Origin of the sequence: Pleomorphomonas sp. T1.2MG-36 (assembly GCF_950100655.1) — a bacterium.
GTDB lineage: Bacteria > Pseudomonadota > Alphaproteobacteria > Rhizobiales > Pleomorphomonadaceae > Pleomorphomonas.
The window spans coordinates 492,579-515,194 of the sequence record NZ_CATNLY010000023.1 but is presented as its reverse complement, the minus strand read 5'-3'; the positions used below and the strand labels follow the sequence as shown (position 1 = coordinate 515,194).

23 protein-coding genes are annotated in these 22,616 nt (G+C 65.1%); 13 read left to right on the top strand and 10 right to left on the bottom strand.

The features are described from left to right. Positions 1 to 107 precede the first annotated feature (107 nt). Complete coding sequence (alr, locus tag QQZ18_RS13860) at positions 108 to 1,211, top strand: alanine racemase (RefSeq protein WP_284541509.1); 1,104 nt, start codon at positions 108 to 110, stop codon at positions 1,209 to 1,211. 3 nt (positions 1,212 to 1,214) lie between these two features. Here alr and QQZ18_RS13855 read toward each other — a convergent pair whose 3' ends face one another. From QQZ18_RS13855 to QQZ18_RS13830, 6 genes are all read right to left on the bottom strand, one after another. Further along, on the bottom strand, positions 1,215 to 2,048 hold the full coding sequence (locus QQZ18_RS13855) for a class I SAM-dependent methyltransferase (protein WP_284541508.1): 834 nt from the start codon (positions 2,046 to 2,048) through the stop codon (positions 1,215 to 1,217). 112 nt (positions 2,049 to 2,160) lie between these two features. Next, complete coding sequence (locus QQZ18_RS13850; protein WP_284541507.1) at positions 2,161 to 2,946, bottom strand: gluconate 5-dehydrogenase; 786 nt, start codon at positions 2,944 to 2,946, stop codon at positions 2,161 to 2,163. Positions 2,947 to 2,966: 20 nt separating this feature from the next. Continuing rightward, positions 2,967 to 3,809 carry a 5-dehydro-4-deoxy-D-glucuronate isomerase gene (gene kduI, locus QQZ18_RS13845; RefSeq protein WP_284541506.1) on the bottom strand — a complete coding sequence of 281 codons (843 nt, stop codon included), beginning with the start codon at positions 3,807 to 3,809 and terminating at the stop codon, positions 2,967 to 2,969. A 31-nt stretch (positions 3,810 to 3,840) separates the two neighbouring features. After that, a complete protein-coding gene (locus QQZ18_RS13840) occupies positions 3,841 to 4,302 on the bottom strand; it encodes a YhcH/YjgK/YiaL family protein (protein WP_284541505.1) in 462 nt (153 codons plus the stop codon). 51 nt (positions 4,303 to 4,353) lie between these two features. After that, entirely contained in the window at positions 4,354 to 4,575 is a 222-nt protein-coding gene (locus tag QQZ18_RS13835) for a hypothetical protein (RefSeq protein ID WP_284541504.1), read from the bottom strand. A 48-nt stretch (positions 4,576 to 4,623) separates the two neighbouring features. After that, complete coding sequence (locus tag QQZ18_RS13830; RefSeq protein ID WP_284541503.1) at positions 4,624 to 5,583, bottom strand: sugar kinase; 960 nt, start codon at positions 5,581 to 5,583, stop codon at positions 4,624 to 4,626. A gap of 621 nt (positions 5,584 to 6,204) precedes the next feature. On the opposite strand from QQZ18_RS13830, the gene QQZ18_RS13825 reads away from it, so the two are divergent. Next, positions 6,205 to 6,960 carry a GntR family transcriptional regulator gene (locus QQZ18_RS13825; protein ID WP_284541502.1) on the top strand — a complete coding sequence of 252 codons (756 nt, stop codon included), beginning with the start codon at positions 6,205 to 6,207 and terminating at the stop codon, positions 6,958 to 6,960. Positions 6,961 to 6,974: 14 nt separating this feature from the next. Here QQZ18_RS13825 and QQZ18_RS13820 read toward each other — a convergent pair whose 3' ends face one another. The 4 genes from QQZ18_RS13820 to QQZ18_RS13805 are packed head-to-tail and all read right to left on the bottom strand — an operon-like array spanning position 6,975 to position 10,558. Continuing rightward, positions 6,975 to 7,733, bottom strand: coding sequence for an iron ABC transporter ATP-binding protein (locus QQZ18_RS13820; protein ID WP_284541501.1), 759 nt, complete (start codon positions 7,731 to 7,733; stop codon positions 6,975 to 6,977). Next, positions 7,730 to 8,695: an iron chelate uptake ABC transporter family permease subunit gene (locus tag QQZ18_RS13815; RefSeq protein ID WP_284541500.1), complete on the bottom strand. Its 966-nt coding sequence runs from the start codon at positions 8,693 to 8,695 to the stop codon at positions 7,730 to 7,732. Before QQZ18_RS13815 ends, QQZ18_RS13820 begins: the two co-directional genes overlap by 4 nt. After that, complete coding sequence (locus QQZ18_RS13810) at positions 8,685 to 9,656, bottom strand: ABC transporter permease (RefSeq protein ID WP_284541499.1); 972 nt, start codon at positions 9,654 to 9,656, stop codon at positions 8,685 to 8,687. The genes QQZ18_RS13815 and QQZ18_RS13810 overlap by 11 nt, the downstream gene beginning before the upstream one ends. Then, positions 9,653 to 10,558 carry a helix-turn-helix domain-containing protein gene (locus tag QQZ18_RS13805; RefSeq protein ID WP_284541498.1) on the bottom strand — a complete coding sequence of 302 codons (906 nt, stop codon included), beginning with the start codon at positions 10,556 to 10,558 and terminating at the stop codon, positions 9,653 to 9,655. Before QQZ18_RS13805 ends, QQZ18_RS13810 begins: the two co-directional genes overlap by 4 nt. 237 nt (positions 10,559 to 10,795) lie before the next feature. On the opposite strand from QQZ18_RS13805, the gene QQZ18_RS13800 reads away from it, so the two are divergent. From QQZ18_RS13800 to nifE, 11 genes are all read left to right on the top strand, one after another. After that, the gene (locus QQZ18_RS13800) at positions 10,796 to 11,713 is read left to right on the top strand and encodes a siderophore ABC transporter substrate-binding protein (RefSeq protein ID WP_446728660.1); all 918 of its coding nucleotides are present in this window, start codon (positions 10,796 to 10,798) and stop codon (positions 11,711 to 11,713) included. Between the two features lie 37 nt (positions 11,714 to 11,750). Next, the gene (locus QQZ18_RS13795) at positions 11,751 to 12,830 is read left to right on the top strand and encodes a siderophore-interacting protein (protein WP_284541496.1); all 1,080 of its coding nucleotides are present in this window, start codon (positions 11,751 to 11,753) and stop codon (positions 12,828 to 12,830) included. 273 nt (positions 12,831 to 13,103) lie between these two features. Further along, positions 13,104 to 14,870: a nif-specific transcriptional activator NifA gene (gene nifA / locus QQZ18_RS13790; RefSeq protein ID WP_446728649.1), complete on the top strand. Its 1,767-nt coding sequence runs from the start codon at positions 13,104 to 13,106 to the stop codon at positions 14,868 to 14,870. A gap of 147 nt (positions 14,871 to 15,017) precedes the next feature. After that, complete coding sequence (locus QQZ18_RS13785) at positions 15,018 to 15,212, top strand: 4Fe-4S binding protein (RefSeq protein WP_284541495.1); 195 nt, start codon at positions 15,018 to 15,020, stop codon at positions 15,210 to 15,212. Position 15,213: 1 nt separating this feature from the next. Continuing rightward, positions 15,214 to 15,513, top strand: a complete 300-nt coding sequence (locus QQZ18_RS13780) for a nitrogen fixation protein NifZ (protein WP_284541494.1) — start codon at positions 15,214 to 15,216, stop codon at positions 15,511 to 15,513. Next, the gene (nifT, locus tag QQZ18_RS13775) at positions 15,510 to 15,722 is read left to right on the top strand and encodes a putative nitrogen fixation protein NifT (RefSeq protein WP_284541493.1); all 213 of its coding nucleotides are present in this window, start codon (positions 15,510 to 15,512) and stop codon (positions 15,720 to 15,722) included. Before QQZ18_RS13780 ends, nifT begins: the two co-directional genes overlap by 4 nt. 1 nt (position 15,723) lies before the next feature. Then, the gene (locus QQZ18_RS13770) at positions 15,724 to 16,593 is read left to right on the top strand and encodes an SIR2 family NAD-dependent protein deacylase (protein ID WP_284541492.1); all 870 of its coding nucleotides are present in this window, start codon (positions 15,724 to 15,726) and stop codon (positions 16,591 to 16,593) included. Positions 16,594 to 16,899: 306 nt separating this feature from the next. Then, positions 16,900 to 17,799: a nitrogenase iron protein gene (gene nifH, locus QQZ18_RS13765; RefSeq protein WP_284541491.1), complete on the top strand. Its 900-nt coding sequence runs from the start codon at positions 16,900 to 16,902 to the stop codon at positions 17,797 to 17,799. Between the two features lie 79 nt (positions 17,800 to 17,878). Next, positions 17,879 to 19,393, top strand: coding sequence for a nitrogenase molybdenum-iron protein alpha chain (gene nifD / locus QQZ18_RS13760; protein ID WP_284541490.1), 1,515 nt, complete (start codon positions 17,879 to 17,881; stop codon positions 19,391 to 19,393). A gap of 135 nt (positions 19,394 to 19,528) precedes the next feature. Beyond that, positions 19,529 to 21,070, top strand: coding sequence for a nitrogenase molybdenum-iron protein subunit beta (gene nifK / locus QQZ18_RS13755; protein WP_284541489.1), 1,542 nt, complete (start codon positions 19,529 to 19,531; stop codon positions 21,068 to 21,070). 65 nt (positions 21,071 to 21,135) lie between these two features. Beyond that, positions 21,136 to 22,614 carry a nitrogenase iron-molybdenum cofactor biosynthesis protein NifE gene (gene nifE, locus QQZ18_RS13750; RefSeq protein WP_284541488.1) on the top strand — a complete coding sequence of 493 codons (1,479 nt, stop codon included), beginning with the start codon at positions 21,136 to 21,138 and terminating at the stop codon, positions 22,612 to 22,614. The last annotated feature ends 2 nt before the right edge of the window (positions 22,615 to 22,616 follow it).

Sequence of the window (22,616 nt, the reverse complement as noted above, 5' to 3'; positions counted from 1 at the left end):
AGGTTCTGTTTACCCTGCCGATGCCGGTTCTTCGCCAGTGCGGCTTGCGGCGGCTGAGAAGGCGGACTAAGCCGGTGCCAGGCAGTCCATCAGGCGTGGAGGGAAAAGTGTCGGCTTCCGAAGGCGTTTCAAGCGCGGCCGCGGCCGGCGGCATCCTGACCATCGGCGTCGACGCCGTCGTCGCCAACTGGAAGAGCCTCGCTGCCCGTGTCGCGCCCGCTCGCACGGCCGCCGTCGTCAAGGCCGATGCCTACGGTCTCGGTGCCGCCCCGTTGGTGCGGCCGCTCTACGACGCGGGGTGTCGCGACTTCTTCGTGATCGTGCTCTCGGAGGCTGAAGCGCTCCGACCGCTGCTTCCGCCCGATGCGACGATCTACGTGCTGAACGGCCTGCTGCCCGGAACGGCGGCGGCTTATGGCAATGGCATTCTGCCGGTTCTGAACTCGATCGCCCAATGCCGCGCCTGGGCCGAGGCCAGCCGTGGCGACCGCCCGTCGGTGATCCAAGTCGATACCGGCATGTCGCGTCTCGGCCTCGACACTGCCGAGCAGCAGATGCTTGCCGACGATCCGGGGCTGCTCGCCGCCACGGGCGCCCGTCTCATCATGAGCCATCTTGCCTGTGCCGACGAGCCGAGCAAGTCGGCGAGCGGCGAGCAGCTCGCCGCCTTCCGGGCCGCGCGCGAGCGCCTGCCGGGGCTTCCCGGCTCGCTCGCCGCCTCGAGCGGCATCTTCCTCGGAGCGGATTACCATTTCGATCTCACCCGCCCGGGCGCGTCGCTCTACGGCATCGAGACCAGTCCGCTGGCCGAGGGAGTCAAGCCGGTCGTCGACCTCAGGGTGAAGGTCGCCCAGATCCGCGAGATCGAGACGGGTACCTCGGTCGGCTATGGCTATACCTTCCGCGCCAGCCGGACGACCCGCCTTGCCACGCTGGCGACGGGATATGCCGACGGTTGGTGGCGCCGCTTCTCCAACGGCGCCGGCGCCGCCTACCATGGCGATACGCGCCTGCCGTCGGTCGGCCGCGTGTCGATGGACAGCTTCTCGGTGGACATCAGCGCCCTGCCGGCGGGCACGCTCGCCGAGGGGGATCTTCTCGAACTGATCGGTCCGCACCAGAGCGCCGACGACTTGGCGCGCTCTGCCGGCACCATCGGTTATGAGGTGCTGACCTCGCTTGGCCGCCGCTACCACCGCGTCTATCGCTGATCCTCAGGGCCGGGCGATCACCGCGAAGGCGCTGGCGCCGCCCGGCCACGGACCGCCGGTCTCGAAGGAGACGATGTCCACGGACGAGTAGCCGGCGGCCAGCACCTCCGCCGTGATGGTGTCCGGCGTGTAGTACTGCATCCAGTTGAAGACCTGAAAGGTGCGATCGGGCGCTGCGATGAGATAGCGATCGAGCCCGATGGCCTCGTCCGGGTAAAGTCGGGTCGTCTTGAAGCCGACGTAGTCGCCGGCCGCCCAGAAGCCATTCATCAGGCGGGATTCGAAAAGCGTCTCCTCGCGCAACTCGGCGAACATCCCCGTCGAGAACACATCGAACACGAAGCTGCCGGTCGGCTTCAGCATGGCCCTGATCTTGGCGAGGATGACGGCGCGCTTGTCGGGCGCCATGGCGCAGAAGTCGCCATAGATCATGGTGGCAAGGTCCTGGCCGCCGGGGAGATCGTCCCTGAGATAGTCGGCGCGCCTGTAGTCGACGGAAAGTCCCGCCGCTTCGGCCGCCTTGCGCGCGTGGGCAAGGGAGTTGGTCGAGAAGTCGAGGCCCGTCACCACTGCGCCGCGCCCAGCATACCGGTTCGCATAAAGGCCGGGTCCGCATCCGAGGTCGGTCACGCTACGCCCGGCGAGGGTGAAGCGTCGGTCCAGCCAGTCGACGAAGGCATCGATGGTGGTTGTCCGCCGCGAGGCCAGATCGTTGCTCCCGTCGAGATGAAAGCGCAGCATCTCGTTCGCAATGTGCGGGTCGGTCCACAGCAGTTCGGTGGTGGAGATGGAAAAGGGAACGGGGCGGGCAAGGAAGCCGGAGAGAATTTCGTACATGGCGGCGGCAGGATAGGCCCCGATCGCGCCGGATGAAACGGAATTCTCGGCCGGAAAGGCAACGGCCGCGCCCCCGGGGGAGCGCGGCCGCCTTGGTCTCAAGATCGGTCGATCAGGGCTGTTTGCCGATGTAGGCGAGAATGCCGCCATCGACATAGAGGATGTGGCCGTTGACGAAGTCCGACGCCGAGGAGGCGAGGAAGACCGCCGGGCCCTTCAGGTCGTCGGTGGTGCCCCAGCGGCCGGCCGGCGTCTTCGCGCGGATGAAGGCGTCGAACGGGTGGCCGGGCGCACGTAGCGGCGCCGTCTGCGGCGTTTCGACGTAGCCGGGACCGATGCCGTTGCACTGGATGTTGAAGGCACCGTATTCGGAGGCGATGTTGCGGGTCAGCATCTTGAGGCCTCCCTTGGCGGCTGCGTAGGCCGAAACCGTCTCGCGGCCGAGCTCGGACATCATCGAGCAGATGTTGATGATCTTGCCGCTGCCCTTCTTCATCATGCCCGGGATCACCGCCTTGGCGACGATGAACGGCGCCGTGAGGTCGATGTCGATCACCTGGCGGAAGTCCTTGACGTCCATCTCGTGCATCGGGATGCGCTTGATGATGCCGGCATTGTTGACCAGGATGTCGATGGAGCCGAGATCCTTCGCGATGTCGGCCACCAGCTTCTGCACGGCGGTCTCGTCGGTGACGTCGGCGATGTAGCCCCGGGCGTCGATGCCGGCAGCCTTGTAGGCGGCAAGGCCCTTCTCGAGGAACTCCGCGTTGATGTCGTTGAAGGCGATGGTGGCGCCGGCCTCGGCCAGAGCGCTCGCCAACGCGAAACCGATGCCGTAGGAGGCGCCGGTGACGAGCGCCACCTTGCCTTCAAGCGAGAATGCGTTCGGGTAGGTCATTGCGGTCTGTCCTTGTTTGCTTAGCGCAGGTCGCCGATGGCGATGTGATCCATGTCGTCGAAGGTCTGGTTCTCGCCGCCCATCGCCCAGATGAAGGTGTAGGCGGCGGTGCCGCAGCCGGCGTGGATCGACCAGGACGGCGAAATGACCGCCTGCTCGTTCTGCACCAGGATGTGTCGGGTCTGGTTGCCTTCGCCCATCATGTGGAAGACGGCCTGCCCCTCGGGGATGTTGAAATAGGTGTAGATCTCCATGCGGCGCTCGTGGGTGTGGGCGGGCATGGTGTTCCAGACGCTGCCCGGCGCGAGCTGGGTGAGACCCATGGAAAGCTGGCAGGTCTCCAGCACGTCCGGATGGATGAACTGGTTGATGACGCGCTTGTTGGCGGTGGCCTCGTCGCCGACCGGCTTCTTCTTGGCGTCGGCGATGGACAGGAAGGTGGTCTTGCAGGCTTTGTGGGCCGGAGCCGACACCATGTAGAACTTGGCCGGCGCGTTGGGGTCGTCGCTGCGGAAGACGACCGACTTCGTGCCTTTGGTGATGTAGAGGCAGTCCTGGAAGCCGAGCTGGAAGGTTTCGCCGTCGGCTTCGATGGAGCCGGTGCCGCCGATGTTGAAGATGCCGATCTCGCGGCGCTCCAGCATGTAGGCGGTGCCGAAGTTCTTCATGCAGTCGATGCCCTTGTCGAGCGGCACCGCTTCGTTGACCGGCTTGCAGCCGAGCGTCACCATGCGGTCGACATGGGAGTAGACGGCGACCACCTCATCATTGAGGTAGAGGTTTTCGATCAGGAACTCCGCGCGCGTTTCCTCGGTGGTGTAGCGCTTGAAGTCCTTCTGATTGGCCGAATAGCGAATGTCCATTGGTGTCTCCGATGGTGAGAGATGCGGGAGGTCAGGCCAGAATCTTGACCACGACCTTGCGGACCTTGGCCGGCGCGCCCGCGGCGCAACCCGGCCGGTGAATGTCGGTGGGATGGAAGACGGCGTAGGCACCGGTGCCCAGCACGAGGTCGGTCTCGTCGGCAACCGTGGCGAAGAACTGCACGTCGCGGCTTTCGAGCAGGTCCTCGGACACCGGATTGTTGCCGGCGAGAGGCGCATAGCCGATCCTCTCGCGACCGCTCGCCACATACTGGATGTCGATGTAGTGGGCGTGGGATTCGGGACGCTTGTCCGCTTTGGGGACCGTTTCGTAGTCCTGGATCAGCGCGAACAGACGGTCGCCGTCAATGTCGACTCGACCGGCCGGCAGGGCGATGATGTCGGTTTCGGCCAGGAATTTGAGCCCGCGCCGAATGTCTTCGGGCAGGTTGGCGGCGTCGCGATCGAGCGTGGCGATATGGCTGAGATACATGGGGCTTCTCCTGGGGCGGTTCGAGGGGACGTTGACGCCGTCCCTCCGCGACTATTCAGCGGTTTGCAGCTTCTCGACAGGAAGAGGGACGGCGCCGACGCGTCCGACGCGTGTGGCCGGGATGCCGGTCAGGATCGGCTCGGCGATGATCATCGGATTGGCGCCGGTGGTCGAGGAAACCGCGAGGCCGGCCGCGCCGTTGGTGCCGCCGATCGGCCCGTCGGTCAGCATCGACCCTCCCGGGATTTTGTCGATCGTCCTCTTGATGTTCATGATCCGGTCGTTTCGAGCGTATCGGCTGGTGTTGGCGCGTGCGGCGGGTCAGCGACGACGGGCGATTTCGGAGGCGAAGACGTCGGGGGTGGCGTCTTTCGGAATGATGGCGCCACGGTGCTGCACGACGGCGCCTGCGACGATGTGGGCGCGATGGGCGGCTTCCGTCGGCGGGAGGCCGAGGCTGCGGCCGAGCAGATAGGCGGCCGAGAAACTGTCGCCGGCGGCGGTGGTGTCCACCACCTTGTCGACGGCTGTTGCGGGCACGGTCTCGACCTTGCCGCCGTGGATCAGCGTGCAGGGCTTGGCGCCGTCCTTGATCACCACTTCGAGGCGCGGCATGGCCGCGAAATGGTCGGCGCCGGCCGTGGGCGTCGGATCGATGCCGAGCACCTCGAGTTCTTCCACCGTCACCAGTACGCGACTTGCGAAGGCGATGACCTCCTCGTAGACGGCGCGCGTCATCGCGACGCTCTCCCATAGGAGCGGCCGGTAGTTGCAGTCGAAGTCGACGGCGATGCCATCTCTGGCGAGTTCGCCGAGGCGGGCGATGAGGCGGGCGCGGCTTTGCGGCTTCAGCACCGCGAGGCTGATGCCCGAGAGATAGATGTTGCTGTAGCCGGCGAGCGCCGTGAGGATGGTGTCGGATCCGTCGGTCTCGAAGGTTTCGCGCACCGCGGCTTCGCCGCGCCAATAATAGAAGCGGCGCTCGCCGGCGGCGTCGGTCTTGATGAAGTAAAGGCCGGGACGACGGCCCGGGCGACGCAGCACAAGGCGGTCACCGACGCCTTGGGCGCGCCAGAAGGCCGACATGGCATCGCTGAACGGATCGTCGCCGATGGCGCTGACATAATCGACGAAGCCGCCGAGGCCCTCGCCGAGCCGGGCCATGTAGGCCGCCGTGTTGAAGGTGTCGCCACCGAAGGATTGCGTGATGCCGCCGTCGGCCCGCTCCTGCAGTTCGACCATGCACTCGCCGATGGCTGCCACGCGGATATCCTGGGTCACGTCATCCTCCGATCGGTCGCTGCTCGATCTGGGCGGAAGCCATCCGGCGTCTCGCGATCATTCGCAGTGGTTGGAGCATCTGTTTCCGGGACCTTTAAGTCAATACGCATTATTCCACGTCAAACTGCTTGAAATTGCAGCGATACCAAAGTCTAAATATAAGTAATAAACAAATCTGCTCGCATCTAGAGAGCGTAATGAGAAAATATATAACTCATGAAGGGTCGCGAATAGGGTAATAAATACAATCTTGTATATAAGATATATAAGGTATATGTCGATATAAGCATAAAAATATGTTCGGGATCATGGTGGGGGTGAATCGCGAAACCGCGTCGCTTTGACGGTGCGGTGAAGCGGTCACCATGTTTCCACTTGAAGCGGGGCCGTTTATGCTGGAGAGACGTGACCTGCGCTCCGAGGGGGCATCCGTAGCGATCCCGATCCGCGAGCTTGGCACTAACTCGCTCTGGCTACTTTATATATCTGAAATACGAGGCAGGACTCGTGTCGACGACGAAAGCCTCCCGCGACCAAGGGCGCTGACGGCACGTTTCCGTCGGTAGCCTCGAAGAATCGACGGAACTGACCATCACAAGGGCAGCCCATGGAGCGAACCCGATGACGACATGGACCATGAGCGGTAGCGGGCGACCTTCGACCGCCGGTGTCCCGGCCGGCGAAACGGCCGCCCAACTGGTTCATCGTCGGCTACGGGATGACATCGTCTCCATGCGTCGTCGTCCGGGCGACGTGATCTTCGAAAAGGAGATCGCTCTGGAAGCCCACGTCAGCAGGACGCCCGTCCGCGAGGCGCTGCTCCGCCTCGCCGACGAGAAACTGATCGAGATCGTGCCCAAGTCCGGAACGATGGTGTCTCGCATTCCGGCCGAGATTCTGCCGGAGATCATCGTCGCACGCGCCGCTCTCGAGGCGGTCACCGTGCGGGCGGCTGCCAAGACCGCCAAGGGATCCGATGTCGCGGGCCTCCGGGCGATCATGGAGCGGCAGCGCGAGGCGCTTGCCACCGGCGACATCGACGGCTTTCACGCCGCCGACGAACTCATGCACCGGGCCATCGCCGAGGCCGGCAGGCTGCCGGGACTGTGGGCGATGATCGTTCAGATCAAGGTTCAGCTCGATCGCTATCGCCGCCTGACCCTGCCGCAACCGCACCGCATGGAGCACGCACTCGCCGAACACGAGGCGATTGTCGAGGCCATCGCCGGTCGAGACGACGCGGCTGCTGCGGCGGCGATGCATCGCCATCTCGACGGCCTTCGGATCAGCCTGGCGCCCATACGCGAGCTCAACCCCGATTATTTCTCCGGCGATGTCAGTGCCGTCTACGATCGCTGGGCCGTCGAAACGGCCTGAGCGGGAGCGGAGGCTCACGGCGCTACGCTGACCACCCGCCGGCCATCGATTTCGATGACATCGCCTTCGACGCGGAACACCTCCGACAGCAGGCGCCCGTTGATGACCTCCGATGGGGCGCCGTCGCCGACCACCCGGCCGTTCTGCATGACGATGATCCGGTCGGCGTAGGTGGCGGCGATGTTGAGATCGTGCAGCACGATCACCACCGTCTTGCCCGGCTGGTCGCCCATGCGGCGGAAAAGCCGCATCATCGACACGGCATGATGAATGTCGAGGTTGTTGAGCGGCTCGTCGAACAGGGCATAGTCGGCGTCCTGGGCAAGAGCCATGGCGACGAACGCCCGTTGCCGCTGGCCACCGGAGAGCTGATCGAGAAACCGATCGGCCATGGCATCCAGCCCGACGAAAGCGATCGCCGCCGCCACCCGCTCCTGGTCGTCGCGGTTGGGGCGCCCCCGATTGTGCGGAAAGCGGCCGAAGGCGACGAGATCGCGGATCGTCAGCCGCGCCGCGACGTGATTTTCCTGCCGCATCACCGACAGCCGACGGGCCAGCTCGCGGCCGGGCGTCTTCGTCACGTCGAGGCCGTCCACGAGAACGCGGCCCGAGTCGGACTTCATGAGCCGGCTAATGACAGATAGAAGTGTCGACTTGCCGGCGCCGTTCGGGCCGACGATTCCGACCACGCCGCCGCGTGGAATGGCGAGGCTGACGGTGTCGACGACCAGCGTGTCGCCGTAGCGTTTGCAGACCTTGTCGATTTCGATCATCGCCGGCCGGACCTGAACAGGATGAGAAGGAACGTGACGCCACCGACGAAGTCGATGACGATGGAGAGCGCGGTGCCGAAGCCCAGCACCCGCTCCAGCAGCATCTGACCACCGACCAGCGTGACGATGGCGAGGCCGATGGCGACTGGCAGCACCTTGGCGTGCTGGGCCGAAGGGATCAGGAGATAGGCGAGGTTGGCGACCAGCAGGCCGAAGAACGTGGTTGGTCCGACCAGCGCCGTCGACGCCGATACCAGGACGGCAACGACCGCGAAGACGATGGCCGACAGGCGTGCCGTGTCGACGCCAAGGCCCGTTGCCCGGTCGCGCCCCAGAACGAGCACGTCAAGCTCCGCAAGGCGGGGCAGCACGATGATCGTCGCCGCCACCGCCAGCAGCGCGGCAACGCCGATCAATGCCGGATCGACGACGTTGAAGGAGGCGAAGGCCCGTCCTTGCAGCACGAGGAAATCGTTGGGGTCCATGACGCGTTGCAGGAAGCTCGACAGGCTGCGGAACAGTGCCCCGAACAGCATGCCGGACAGGACGACCAGCGGCAGGTTTCGGCCTTCGCCCCGAAACAGCAGACGAAAGAGCAGGCCGGATAGACCGACCATGGCCAGGCATTCGACCGCAAAGAGGAGTCGCGGATCGATCGTCCCGGCACCGGCGCCGCCGAGGGCCGCCACCAGCGAGGTTTGCAGCAGCAGGAACAATGCGTCGAAGCCCATCACCGCCGGCGTCAGGATGCGATTGCCCGTCAACGTCTGGAACAGCACGGTCGATACGGCGATGGCGTAGGCGACCGTGATCAGGGCGGCGAGGCGGACGCCGCGATGGGTGAGTATGAAACTCCATGGTCCCTTTGCATCGAGCGTCATGAAGGCCACCGCCGACAGAATGGCGAGCGATGTCACGGCAACCAGCACGAGACGGGCGGACCGCGGGCGATCAGGCGGCATGGCCGCGTCGCCAGAAGATGAGCGTCAGGAAGCCGAGGCTGCCGACGACGCCCATGATGGTCCCGACCGGGATTTCATAGGGCGCGATGACGATCCGGCCGACGACGTCCGACGCGAGGACCAGCACGGCGCCGCCCGTCGCCACCACCGGCAGGCTGCGCCGCAGGTCGTCGCCCAGGAACAGGCTGACGACATTGGGCACGATGAGACCAACAAACGGGACGGCGCCGACCGTCACCACCACGGCGGCGGTGACCACCGAGACGATGATCAGGCCAAAGATGACGAGCCGCCGATAATCGAGGCCCACGCCGACCGCCACGGCCTCGCCCATGCCGAGGATGGTGAAACGGGCGGCGGTGGCATAGGCGACGGCCACCAGACCGGCGATGATCCACAGGAACTCGTAACGCCCCCGCAGCACGATGGAGAAATCGCCGCTGCCGAAGGCGCCGAGCGATTGCAGCAGGTCGAAGCGATAGGCGAGAAAGCTGGTCGCCGCGTCGAAGATGCCGCCGAGCATGATGCCGACCAGGGGAACCATCAGCACCGACCCGAGCGGCAACCGGGCGATCAGCATCAGGAACACGGCCGATCCGGCCAGCGCCACCAGGGCTGCCACCAGCATGCGCACGACCACCGGGGCGCCGGGCATCAGGAGCAACGTCAGAAGAATGCCGAGGCTTGCCGATTCCACCGTGCCGGCCGTTGACGGCTCGACGAAGCGGTTGCGGGCGATCATCTGCATCAGGATGCCGGATACGGCGAGCCCGGCGCCCGACAGCAGCAGTGCGAGGGTGCGCGGCACGCGGCTCGCGGCGAGTATGAGCGCTCCATCGCCTTCCAGCGTCAGCACGTCGGACCATGCGTAGCCACCCCCGATGAGGAGGCTCGCTGCGGCAAGAAGGGCGGTCGCGATCAGGAGGGTGCCAAGCAGCAACGGACGAGGTGGAACGGTCACTCGGCCGCCTCGCGGAACGGCATCGCCTGCCGGCGCCGCAGTTTGGGCGGCACGCCATAGGCCTTCTTGAAGGCGGTGGCAAAGCTCGACGGCGCCGAGTAGCCCGCTATGAAGGCGGCGCAGGCGATGCTGACGCCGCGATTGTCCAGTGCGTCGCGGGCGGCATCGAGGCGACGGCGGCGCACGAAGTCGAACACCGTCATGCCGTAGAGTTCCTTGAAGCACCGCTGCACGACGCTGACCGACGCCCCGACGGCCTGGGCGACCGCATCGATGGTCAGCGGTTCGTTGAGGTGATCGAGCAGGAAGATGCGGATGCGTTCGCCCAACACCGACTGCGCGGGGCGGGGCAGGGTATTCTCCTCGCGGCGCAGGGCGAGCGTGCTGAGGGTGAGGCAAACGAGATCGAGCGCGCGGGCGCGCCGATAGAGCGGTAACGCCTCTCGCGGCACCCAGGCCGGCGGCTCGGCGGCCAGCCGTGCGATGCGGACGCTGTCGTCGTCGAGGCGCCAGAGATGGTGATTGCCATGCCCGGCGAGAAAGGTCGCAAGTGCGTCGCCGTGGCCCGCACCATCAAGGTCGAGCGTCGCCGTCCAGTCGCTTGGGGCGGTGATCATCAGTTTGCTCATCCGGTCTTCCGACCAGGCGAGCTGGACCAGACGGGCGGGGCGGACGAGCGACAGTGCCAATGCCACCGGACCGGCATCGGCGGAGACGTCGAACCGCTGTCCGTCGATCTCGAACCGCTGCCAGCCCCGGAGATAGATGAACAGCCGAAAACCCGGCGGAATCTCGCGCACGCTGCGTTGGCCGGCGATCACGGGCGTGAGCCGGCAGGCGAGCGAGATGCCGTCGTTTTCCGATGTCGCCAGCGACAGTTCCATGAACGCACCCAATGCCACCCAAGACGCCGTCCGACAACACGCGCGACGGGCTCGGCTGTTTGCGAGAAAGAAACCGACGTTTGCGCTGAAGCCCGGATCGTCGACAGCTTCCGACCACCTTGTTTATATACCTGACATGACTAGTCAAGTTTAAGGGAAATCCCTTATGCGAGTGGCTTGCAATTGCAAATAGTGGTCGGATAGAGGCAAATGACGAGCAAAATGGGTCTTCTCTCGGTGTTCCGGTCGCATCCGATCCGGAGTGGGCGAGGCGGGCTCTGCCGCCTCGGCGTCCTGCTGATGTCGCTCCTCCTGCCCGTCGGCTCGGCGGCCGCAGCCACCATCACCGACGCGCAGGGAACGCGGGTGTTTCCGGACAATCCGAAGACCGTCGTCGTCTTCGATCTTGCCGCCCTGGATACGCTCGATGCCCTTGGGGTCGAGGTGAAGGGCGTACCCAACTGGGCGATGTCCGGCGAGCTCGAGAAGTATCGGAGTGACGCCTACGCCAAGGTCGGCTCGCTGTTCGAGCCGGATTTCGAAGCGGTGGCCGCGCTCGAACCAGAACTGATCGTCATCGGCAGCCGCAGCCAGAAGCATTTCGCGGCGCTGTCGGCGATCGCGCCGGTGCTCGACCTGACGCCCGACAACAACGATTTCCGCGCATCGGTGAAGCGCAACGCCGAAGCGGTCGGCAAGCTGTTCGGCAAGGAAGCGGACGTGGCCGAGCGGCTCCGGAAGCTCGACGCCACGACGGCCCGGTTGAAGGAGGTGACCGCCGACAAGGGCAGGGGGCTCGTGGTGCTGACCACCGGCGGCAAGATCAGTGCTTACGGTCCCGGCTCGCGCTTCTCCGAGGTGCATGATCTCTACGGCCTTGCCGCCGCCGATCCGACTATCGATGCGACTACCCACGGTCAGGTCATCTCATGGGAGTACATCCTCAAGGTCAATCCGGACTGGCTGATCGTCATCGACCGCGACGCGGCCATCGGCCGGGCCGATACGCCGGCCCGTGCCCTGCTCGACAACGAGTTGGTGAACCGCACCCAGGCGGCCAAGTCCGGTCAGATCATTTATCTCGATCCGGTCGGTATGTACCTGACGGGGTCCGGTCTGCGCGCCGAACAAGTGATCGTCGACGGCTTCCTCGCCGCCTTCGAGCGCCCATGACTTTGCGCCTTCCACATCTGCCCGGAGACGTCTCCCGATGACCATGCACGCGCCGGTCCGGCTGGTTGCCACCCTTGTCGTTCCAAGTCCGGACCCAGTGGCGTTGCGCGCGCGGCTCGCTGAACACGTCGGCCGCCATGCCAGCTGCGTGACGACGGACTCGGGCGACGTCGTGCTGTCGAGCGAGCTTGGCCGGTCGCGGCTGGCGCTCGAAGCCGGCGCCTTGCGCATTACCGCCGAAAGCGCCGATCCTGCCGGTCTTGCCTACATCAAGATGATCATGGCCAATCATGTGCTGGACTTCGGCGAGGCTGACGTTGCCCTTCATTGGACGGGAGTGGGCGCCGCCGGCTCGCCGCTGCCATTCTTTCGGCAGATGACGGTGACCGGCGCTGCGACGTTCGGTCGCTTCCGACGCCTGACGCTCAAGGGTGACGATCTCGGTCGCTTCGCCGAAAGCGGGCTGCATGTCCGCCTGCTGCTGCCGGCCGAGGGGGTGCGTCAGCGCTGGCCGGTGACCGGCGATGACGGACGCCCTTGGTGGCCGGATGGCAATCCGCCGCCGGCGCGCGTCTACACCTTGCGACGCATCGACGTTGCCGCTGGCGAGGTGGAGATCGACATGCTGCTGCACGTCGGTCATCGCGATGCGCCCGGTGCCGCCTTCGCCGAGCGGGCGCGGCCGGGCGACGTGGTCGGCATGACGGGACCTGGCGGCGGCGATCTGCCCGCGGCCTCCGACTATCTGTTCCTCGCCGACGAGACGGGATTGCCGGCGGTCGCCCGCATGCTGGCCGAGATGCCGGTCGGTTGCCGTGTCCGCGCGATCCTGGAGGTCGAAGGCCGGGAAGACTGGCAGGATCTTCCAAGCGCGGCCGAGGCGGACATCGTCTGGCTGCATCGGCGGGATGGCGCCCGGTTGGAAACGATGGTCGACGCGATAGGCGCCGATGATCTGCAGCCCGATGTCGTCGTGTGGGGTGGCATGGAGCACGCTGCGCGCCGCGCCATCTACCGCAGGGCAGTCGACATCTGGGGACTGTCGCGCGACCGCTTGCGGCTTGCCTCCTATTGGCGGCGCGGTCAGGCGGGTGGAGATCACCACCACGACGATTAGGCCGCCACCTGCTCATATGCGACGCATCTGCCGTCGGTCGCTGCCGAGCTGTGCAGGAAAGACGAGACAAGGACTTGCGGAGCGCTCGCCCCGCAACTGCCTGTTCTTCCAGACGATTTTTCTAAGTATATAGACTTATATGCTTTCGTATTATGCATGGTGGTGTCAGGAATGACTGCAATTCGTGCGTGACAAAAGCAGGATTTGCCTCGACCCTTTAGACTTGGGAAGCCGGTCTCCTCCCTGCCGGCCCCGACCCTGAGGAGCCATGGCATGATCGTGGCAGTCCGCCAACCGCCTCGCCTCGCACCCGTCGAGACGGCCCCCGTCATTCGGCGCGAAAGCCGGCAGAGTGCCGAAATGGCGCTGTTCGGCCTTTACGAGATATCGAAGATCCTCAACGCGCCCGTCCGCCTCGAGAGCATGTTGGCGAGCGTCGTCAACATCCTCACGTCCTTCCTCGCCATGCGGCGCGGCATGATCGTCGTCATCGACGAGGCTGGCGAACCGGAGATCGTCGCCACCGCCGGCTGGGCGGGCGAGGTCAAGGGGCGGCCGATCGACAGCCTGCCCCAGGCGGTCATCGATCGCATCGTCGCCACACAAACCTCGCTTGTCGTTCAGGACACGGCTGCCGATCCGCTGTTTGCCGGTACGCCCGCCGCCCATGACCCGAGCCGCGTCTCCTTCGTTGGCGTCCCCATCAAGGACGATGTCAAGGTGATCGGTACTCTGAGCATCGACCGTGTCTGGGACGGATCGGCTGACATCCGCATCGACGAGGACCTGCGCTTCCTCGCCATGGTCGCCAATCTCGTGGGGCAGGCGGTGCGCCTCCATCGTGTCGTCGCCGCCGATCGCCGACGTCTGATCGACGAACGGTCGAGGCTGGAAAAGGCGCTCGACGAAAAGCCCAAGCCGGCACGCGTCCGCGTCGGGACCGGCGGCATCGTCGGCGACAGCCCGTCGGTGCGCCGCGTCATGGAGACCATCTCCATCGTCGCGCCGTCCAACACCACGGTTCTGCTGCGCGGCGAAAGCGGCACCGGCAAGGAACTGTTCGCCCGCGCCATTCATGAGCTTTCGAGCCGCAAAGCCAAACCCTTCATCAAGCTCAACTGTGCCGCCGTTTCCGAAAGCGTGCTGGAATCCGAGCTATTCGGCCACGAAAAGGGCGCCTTCACCGGCGCCATTGCGCTGAAGCCGGGCCGCTTCGAACTGGCCAACGGCGGCACGCTTCTGCTCGACGAGATCGGCGAGATTTCACCCGCCTTCCAATCCAAGCTGCTGCGCGTCCTCCAGGAGGGCGAGTTCGAGCGGGTCGGCGGTACGCGGACGCTGAAGGTCGACGTCCGGCTGATCTGTGCCACCAACCGCGACCTTGAGGCGGCGGTGGCGAAGGGCGACTTCCGGGCCGATCTCTATTACCGCATCAATGTCGTGCCGGTGTTCCTGCCGCCGTTGCGCGAGCGTCCGGGCGACATTCAGCTGCTCGCCCGGGCGTTTCTCGACCGCTTCAACCGCGAGAATGGACGCCGGCTAAGTATTACCGATCGGGCGTTGGATCTGCTCGGCAAGTGCTATTTCCCCGGCAACGTGCGCGAGCTGGAGAATTGCGTCCGCCGGACCGCGACGCTCGCGCGCGGCGACACCATCCGCCGGGAAGATTTTGCCTGCGCACACGGCGAATGCTTGTCGGCGACGCTGTGGACCGGCGCTCACCATGTCACGGCCGACGAGCAACTGACCGCCTTGAGGCGTGGCGAGCTTCTGGTGCCCGGCCTGCGTCCGCCGGCTCCCGTGTCGGGAGTGCCCGAGGCGGACGCCTGCCCGGAACCGCAAGCCGAAACTCCGCTTTGCGAACACGCCGGCCCCGATTGTCCCGCGCTCGGCCATCGTGCCGGCGAGAAGGAGCGGCTGATCGACGCCATGGAAAAATCCGGCTGGGTGCAGGCCAAGGCGGCGCGCATCCTCGGCCTCACCCCGCGCCAAATCGGCTACGCGCTCAAGAAGCACCGCGTCGAGCTGAAGCGGTTCTGACCGCCACCTGTCGGAAGTCCGACAATGACGTGTCGGATCAAGGCTGTCCAGGGGAGCCTCCCACCTAACGATCTGGCGGGGAACGGTTTTTAGGGTGGCATGGGGCTTGCGGAGCAAATGGCGGAGTTTCCGAACGGAGATATCGCCATGGCCATGTCCATCAACGCCGACGATTGCACCGCCTGCGGTGCCTGCGAGTGCGAATGCCCTTCCAAGGCCATTCGCCTGAAGGGTGCCGCCTACCTCATCGACGCCAGCAAATGCACCGAGTGCCAGGGCGTCGCCGATGCACCGCAGTGCGATGACGTCTGTCCGTCGGGCGCCATCTCGCGGGCGGCCTGACATGGCGTTTGCCGAACGAGAGCCGGAGGTCGAGATCGACGGTCCACCGCGCCATCTGCCGGGCGACAAGGTGATCGCACGCCTCAATGTGAAGAACGACGGCACCTATCCCGGGCGCGACATCGGCGAGCGTCTCGTTCACAAGGGCGACGTCGGTTACGTACGCGACGTCGGCACCTTTCTGCAGCAGTTCTACATCTACGCGGTCGAGTGGGTCGATCGCGGCATTCTGGTCGGCATGCGGGCGCGGGAACTCACCGCGCTCGACGGCCGGGAGACGACGGAGCGCAAGCCGCGATGAAAGTGATGATCCGCCAATCGGCAAAAGGTTTGTCGGCCTACGTTGCCAAAAAGGACCTTGAGGAGCCCATCGTCTCGCAGGAGAAGGATGAGCTCTGGGGTGGCGCCGTGACGTTGAAGAACGGCTGGGTGCTGGATCTGCCGGACATGCCGTTGGAAACCCGCCTGCCGGTGACGGTCAACGCACGCCGACGCGGCGAGGACGGCTGAAATGAGCGCGCTTCTTGCTGGCGGCCGCCTCGACGTTCTCTCTGGAGAGGCCGCCCGCGACGCGCTCTCGCACCAGCGAACCGAGCTTCTCGCCGATCGCCTTGTTCCCTATCTCGGCCCCGGCCTCCTGACGCTCGAAGGGCCGGCGGCGGTGCCGGCCTCGCCGGAAGACATCGCCACCGCTCTCCAGAAGCGCGTTCCCGTGCCCGGCCGCATCCGCGGCAACATGTGGGCCGTCGCCCAATACATCGAAAGCCATCGTCACCGTCGGACGCTGAAGAAGCTGATGGCGGACGTCTTTGCCGTCGAACCGACACCCTCCGCCTTCCATCGCTTTCTGGCCGAGCTGCCGCTCGGTCTCGTCGTCGACAGTTGGTATGACGGTGTGCTGGTCGCCGCCATGGCCGAGGCCGGACGAACCGACGTCGTCGACGTTCAGGGACAGTCGCGCGCCGCCATCGGCGAAAGCCGCTGGCATCGGGCCTTCGACCTCCTTGGACATCCCACCGAGCCGGACAAGGCGCGCACGCTGCTCTACAGGCCGCACGGCGGCATGAGGCCGGACGGTGACGTGCTGGTATCCGACAGCGATTACGTCGAGGTGCTGACCGAGATCGACATTCAGACGCCGATCCCGGAGGAGGTGCGGACGCGGCGGGCGACGCGCGGCTTCCTGTTCCTCGGATGCCGCTTCCACGACCAGATGCTGCGCACCTATGCCCGGCAGATCCTGAAGCGCTCGGCCGGGTCGCACGTTTGCGTGGCGGAAGCGTCCGCGCTGACCGTCAACGAGCGACGCTTCCTTGCCGCCGAGGGAATCCTGTTGCTCGACCTGCCACTCGCCGAGGCTGCGCAGATCCTCGCCGGATGAACCTTGTCAGGCGGGCCTTCCCATCTCCCCTCGTTCGCTCTTCTGGTCGCCCCTCGGGGCGGCCTTTTTGTTCGGATGCTCGATCTCCCGACATCGACTGTCGACTTTTGTCGGACCCGCGACAGCGCCTGTTGCCCGGTGTAGCCTCTCGAGAAGATGAGCAAATATATGATTTGAAATGATTTTATGGATTCTTCGTCAGTTGGCACGACCCTTGAAATTGGAGAGCTGTGAGGCGGCCCGTCGCTGCCGACCGAATTCGCATCCACCTCCCGATGCTTTTCGTGAAGACAAGGAACCATGACCATGGCAGCACTCCGCCAGATCGCTTTTTACGGCAAGGGTGGCATCGGCAAGTCGACCACCTCCCAGAACACGCTCGCCGCCCTCGTCGAGATGGGGCAGAAGATTCTCATCGTCGGCTGCGACCCCAAGGCCGACTCGACGCGCCTCATCCTGAACGCCAAGGCGCAGGACACCGTCCTTCATCTCGCCGCCGAACACGGATCGGTCGAGGACCTCGAACTCGAGGACGTTCTGAAGGTCGGCTACAAGGGCATCAAGTGCGTCGAATCTGGTGGTCCGGAGCCCGGCGTCGGCTGTGCCGGCCGTGGCGTCATCACCTCCATCAACTTCCTTGAGGAGAACGGCGCCTATGAAGACGTCGACTACGTCTCTTACGACGTGCTTGGCGACGTGGTGTGCGGCGGCTTCGCCATGCCGATCCGCGAGAACAAGGCGCAGGAAATCTACATCGTCATGTCCGGCGAGATGATGGCACTTTATGCCGCCAACAACATCTCGCGCGGCATCCTGAAATACGCCAATACCGGTGGCGTGCGCCTCGGCGGCCTGATCTGCAACGAGCGCCAGACCGACCGCGAACTCGATCTTGCCGAGGCGCTGGCCAAGCGCATCAACACCAAGCTGATCCACTTCGTGCCGCGCGACAACATCGTCCAGCATGCCGAACTGCGCAAGCAGACGGTCATCCAGTACGCCCCGGACAGCAAGCAGGCCGAGGAGTACCGCCAGCTCGCCACCAAGATCCATGAGAACGGCGGCAAGGGCACCATACCCACGCCGATCACCATGGAAGAGCTGGAAGACATGCTGCTGGCCTTCGGCATCATGAAGACCGACGAGCAGATGATCGCCGAACTCGCCGCCAAGGAAGCCGCCCGCCAGGCCGCGGTTCCCGCCTGATTTCCGGGAGGAGGCGGAGGCCGGGCCTTGACCCCGGCTTTCGCGTTCATTTTTCGGCCCCTTCCGCGAGGACAAGTCCATGAGCGACAGTTACGAAAACGACGGCAAGGCCCACGAGCAGTACATCACCGAGGTCCTTGCGCAATATCCCGACAAGTTCGCCAAGCGGCGCAAGAAGCACCTGGCCGTCGCCAAGGCGGCCGAGGCGGCACCGGATGCGCCGGTCGGCGAGGAGGGCCCGCTTCTCACCGAGTGCGAGGTCAAGTCGAACATCAAGTCGATCCCCGGCGTCATGACCATTCGCGGCTGCGCCTACGCCGGCTCCAAGGGCGTGGTGTGGGGGCCGGTGAAGGACATGGTCCACATCAGCCATGGCCCCGTCGGCTGCGGTCAGTATTCATGGTCGCAACGCCGCAACTACTATGTCGGCACCACCGGCATCGATGCCTTCGGCACCATGCAGATCACCTCCGACTTCCAGGAGAAGGACATCGTCTTCGGTGGCGACAAGAAGCTCGACAAGGTGATCGACGAGATCGAGCAGATGTTCCCGCTCAACGGCGGCATCTCGGTGCAGTCGGAGTGCCCGATCGGTCTCATCGGCGACGACATCGAGGCCGTCTCCCGTCGCAAGGGCAAGGAAATCGGCAAGACCATCGTCCCCGTCCGCTGCGAGGGCTTCCGTGGCGTGTCGCAGTCGCTCGGCCACCACATCGCCAACGACGCCATCCGCGATTGGGTGCTCGACAAGAGCGCCGAGGCGGAATGGGAAGCCGGCCCCTACGACGTCAACATCGTCGGCGACTACAACATCGGCGGCGACGCCTGGGCGTCACGCCGTCTTCTCGAGGAAATGGGGCTGCGCATCTGTGGCAACTGGTCGGGCGATGCGACGCTGGCGGAAATGGAGCGGGCGCCGAAGGCCAAGCTCAACCTCATCCACTGCTACCGCTCGATGAACTACATCTGCCGGCACATGGAAGAGAAGTACGGCATTCCGTGGATGGAGTACAACTTCTTTGGCCCGTCGCAGATCGCCGCCAGCCTGCGCAAGATCGCCAGGCACTTCGGCCCCGAGATCGAGGCCAAGGCCGAGGAGGTCATCGCCAGGTACAAGCCGCTGGTTGATGGCATCGTCGAGAAATACGGCCCGCGCCTCAAGGGCAAGAAGGTCATGCTCTACGTCGGCGGGCTCCGGCCGCGTCACGTCATGACCGCCTACGAGGATCTCGGCATGGAGATTGCCGGAACCGGCTACGAGTTCGCCCACAACGACGACTACCAGCGCACCGGTCACTATGCCAAGCCCGGCACGCTGATCTACGACGATGTCACTGGCTACGAGTTGGAGAAGTTCGTCGAGAAGATCCGCCCCGATCTCGTCGGCTCGGGCATCAAGGAAAAGTACCCCGTCCAGAAGATGGGCATTCCCTTCCGCCAGATGCACTCTTGGGATTATTCGGGCCCCTATCACGGCTACGACGGCTTCGCCATCTTCGCCCGCGACATGGATCTGGCCATCAACAACCCGGTCTGGGATCTGTTCGACGCCCCCTGGACGGACGGCGGCGAACTCCTCGCGGCCGCCGAATGACCTGACGCTCCCTCCCGTGAAGGGGAGTGGGCTTCCCGACAGCCTTGACACGTCCACCACGCCCTTTGGCGCGTGACCGATACTCCCATGCCCGTCTGCCGCCGTATGGCGCGGCGCGGGCGATGAGGTCAGACAATGCCCCAGTCAGTCGAAAAGATCCTTGACCATGGTCCTCTGTTCCGCGAACCGGAATACCAGGAGATGTTCGCCCGCAAGAAGGCCTGCGACGGTGCCGCCGGCATCGACGCCACGGCCCTTCAGTCCGAATACACCAAGGGGTGGGACTACCGGGAAAAGAACTTCGCCCGGGAGGCGCTGGTCATCAATCCCGCCAAGGCCTGCCAGCCGCTCGGCGCCGTGTTCGCCGCCGCCGGTTTCGAGAAGACCATGAGCTTCGTCCATGGCTCGCAGGGCTGCGCCGCCTATTTCCGCTCGCATCTCTCGCGCCACTTCAAGGAGCCTTGCACGGCGGTCTCCTCCTCGATGACAGAGGACGCAGCGGTGTTCGGGGGCCTCAACAACATGATCGATGGCCTCGCCAACTGCTATTCGCTCTACCAGCCGAAGATGATCGCCGTCTCCACCACCTGCATGGCCGAGGTGATTGGTGACGACCTGCACGGCTTCATCGGCAACGCCAAGGCCAAGGGCTCGGTGCCTGAAGACTTCGACGTGCCCTTCGCCCATACACCGTCCTTCGTCGGCAGCCACATCGATGGCTACGACAACGCCATCAAGGGCATTCTCGAGCACTTCTGGAAGGACAGCCCGGTCGTCGCCGCGTCGGTCGACACCATCAACATCGTACCGGGCTTCGATGGCTTCTGCGTCGGCAACAACCGCGAGTTCGCCCGCATCCTCGGCCTGATGGGCGTCAGCTATACCTTCATCGGTGACGCATCCGATCAGTTCGACACCCCGTCGGACGGCGAGTACCGCATGTATGACGGCGGTACCACCATCGATGAACTGAAGGCGGCCAGGGGCGCCAAGGCGACCGTCGCCCTCCAGCACTGGAACAGCCGCAAGACGCTGGAATATGCGGCGAGCGTCGGCCAGGAGACGGCGAGCTTCCACTATCCGCTCGGCGTCAAAGCCACCGACGAGCTGCTGATGAAGGTCTCGGCGCTCTCCGGCAAGACCATTCCCGAGGCGCTTCGTCTGGAGCGTGGCCGCCTCGTCGACGCCATGGCCGACAGCCAGGCCTATCTGCACGGCAAGCGCTACGCCATCTTCGGCGATCCGGACTTCGTCGAGGCGATGGCCCGGTTCATTCTGGAGACCGGCGGCGAGCCCGTCCATTGCCTGTCGACCAACGGCGGCAAGGAGTGGGCCGAGGGCATGCGGAAGCTGTTCGACGGCTCGCCCTTCGGCAAGGACTGCAAGGCCTACGCGCACAAGGATCTCTGGCACCTGCGCTCGCTGCTCTTCACCGAGCCGGTCGATTTCCTGATCGGCAACAGCCACGGCAAGTATCTCGAACGCGATACCAAGACGCCGCTGATCCGCCTGACCTTCCCGATCTTCGATCGTCACCACCATCACCGCTTCCCGGTGATCGGCTATCAGGGCGGCCTCAGGGTGCTCACCACCATCCTCGACAAGCTGTTCGACAAGCTCGACGCCGAGACCAACATCGCCGGCGAGACGGACATCTCGTTCGATCTGACCCGCTGATCGGCCAACGCCGGCTCCGACACTCGGAGCCGGCTCTCCTCGCACATGACACCAGAGAGGCGCCGATGTCCCTGAAGGCCAGGATAGCCACCCTGTTCGACGAGCCGGCTTGCCCGACCAATCGGGAAAAGTCCGAGACGACGCGCAAGAAGGGGTGCTCGAAGCCGCTGACGCCCGGCGCGGCGGCGGGAGGCTGCGCTTTCGACGGCGCCAAGATCGTGCTTCAGCCGATCACCGACGTCGCCCATCTCATCCATGGCCCGCTCGCCTGCGAGGGAAACTCCTGGGACAATCGCCACGCGGCCTCCTCCGGCTCCGACCTCTGGCGGCGGTCGTTCACCACCGATCTCTCCGAGCTCGACATCGTCATGGGCAACGGTGAGAAGAAACTGTTCAAGGCGATCCGGACCATCGTCGAGCGGCACGATCCGCCCGCCGTCTTCGTCTATTCCACCTGCGTCACCGCGCTGATCGGCGACGATGTCGCCGCCGTCTGCAAGCGGGCGAGCGAACGCTTCGATCGGCCGGTGGTGCCCGTCGATGCTCCCGGTTTCGCCGGTTCGAAGAACCTCGGCAACAAGCTGGCCGGCGAGACGCTGCTTGAGCATGTCATCGGCACCATCGAGCCCGATGACGTCGGCCTCTACGACGTCAACATCCTCGGCGAGTACAATCTGGTCGGCGAGTTCTGGTTCGTGAAGCCGCTGCTCGAAGAGCTCGGCATCCGCTTGCGCGCCGTCATTCCCGGCGACGCCCGCTATCGCGATGTCGCCTCCGCCCATCGCGCCAAGGCCAACATGATCGTCTGCTCGTCGGCGCTGATTGCTCTGGCCCGCCGGATGGAGGAGCGCTGGGGTATCCCCTATTTCGAGGGGTCCTTCTACGGCATCTCCGACACCTCGTCGGCCATCCGCGGCCTCTGCCGGCTGCTGGTGGAACAGGGCGCGCCCGCCGACCTCCTCGACCGGGCCGAGGCGCTGATCACCCGCGAAGAGGCGATCGCCTGGCAGCGCATCGCGCCCTTCAAGCGGCGGCTTGCCGGCAAGCGGGTGCTGCTCAACACCGGCGGTGTCAAGAGCTGGTCGATGGTTGATGCCCTTCAGGAGGCGGGTATGGAGGTGATCCGTACCTCGATCAAGAAGTCGACCGACGAGGACAAGGCGCGGGCGCTCGCCGCGCTGAGGGATGAGAAGCACCTGTTCGACCGCCTGGCGCCGCGCGAGATCTACCGCATGCTGGCCGATGGCGAGGCCGACATCATGCTGTCGGGCAGTCGTACTCAGTTCATCGCCCTGAAGGCGAAGGCGCCCTGGCTCGACGTCAATCAGGAGCGCCATCACCCCTACGCCGGTTACGAGGGCATCGTCGAACTGCTCAAGCGGATCGACCTCGCCGTCAACAGTCCGGTGTTCCCCGCCCTGCGCCAGCCGGCGCCCTGGGACGAGGCGGGTCGGCTCACGGACCCCGGTATTCCGCCGGCCGAGGTGGCTCACAGCTTTCGCAAGTTTGCCAGCGGCGTCCTCGAAGACGCCGACGATTGCTGAGG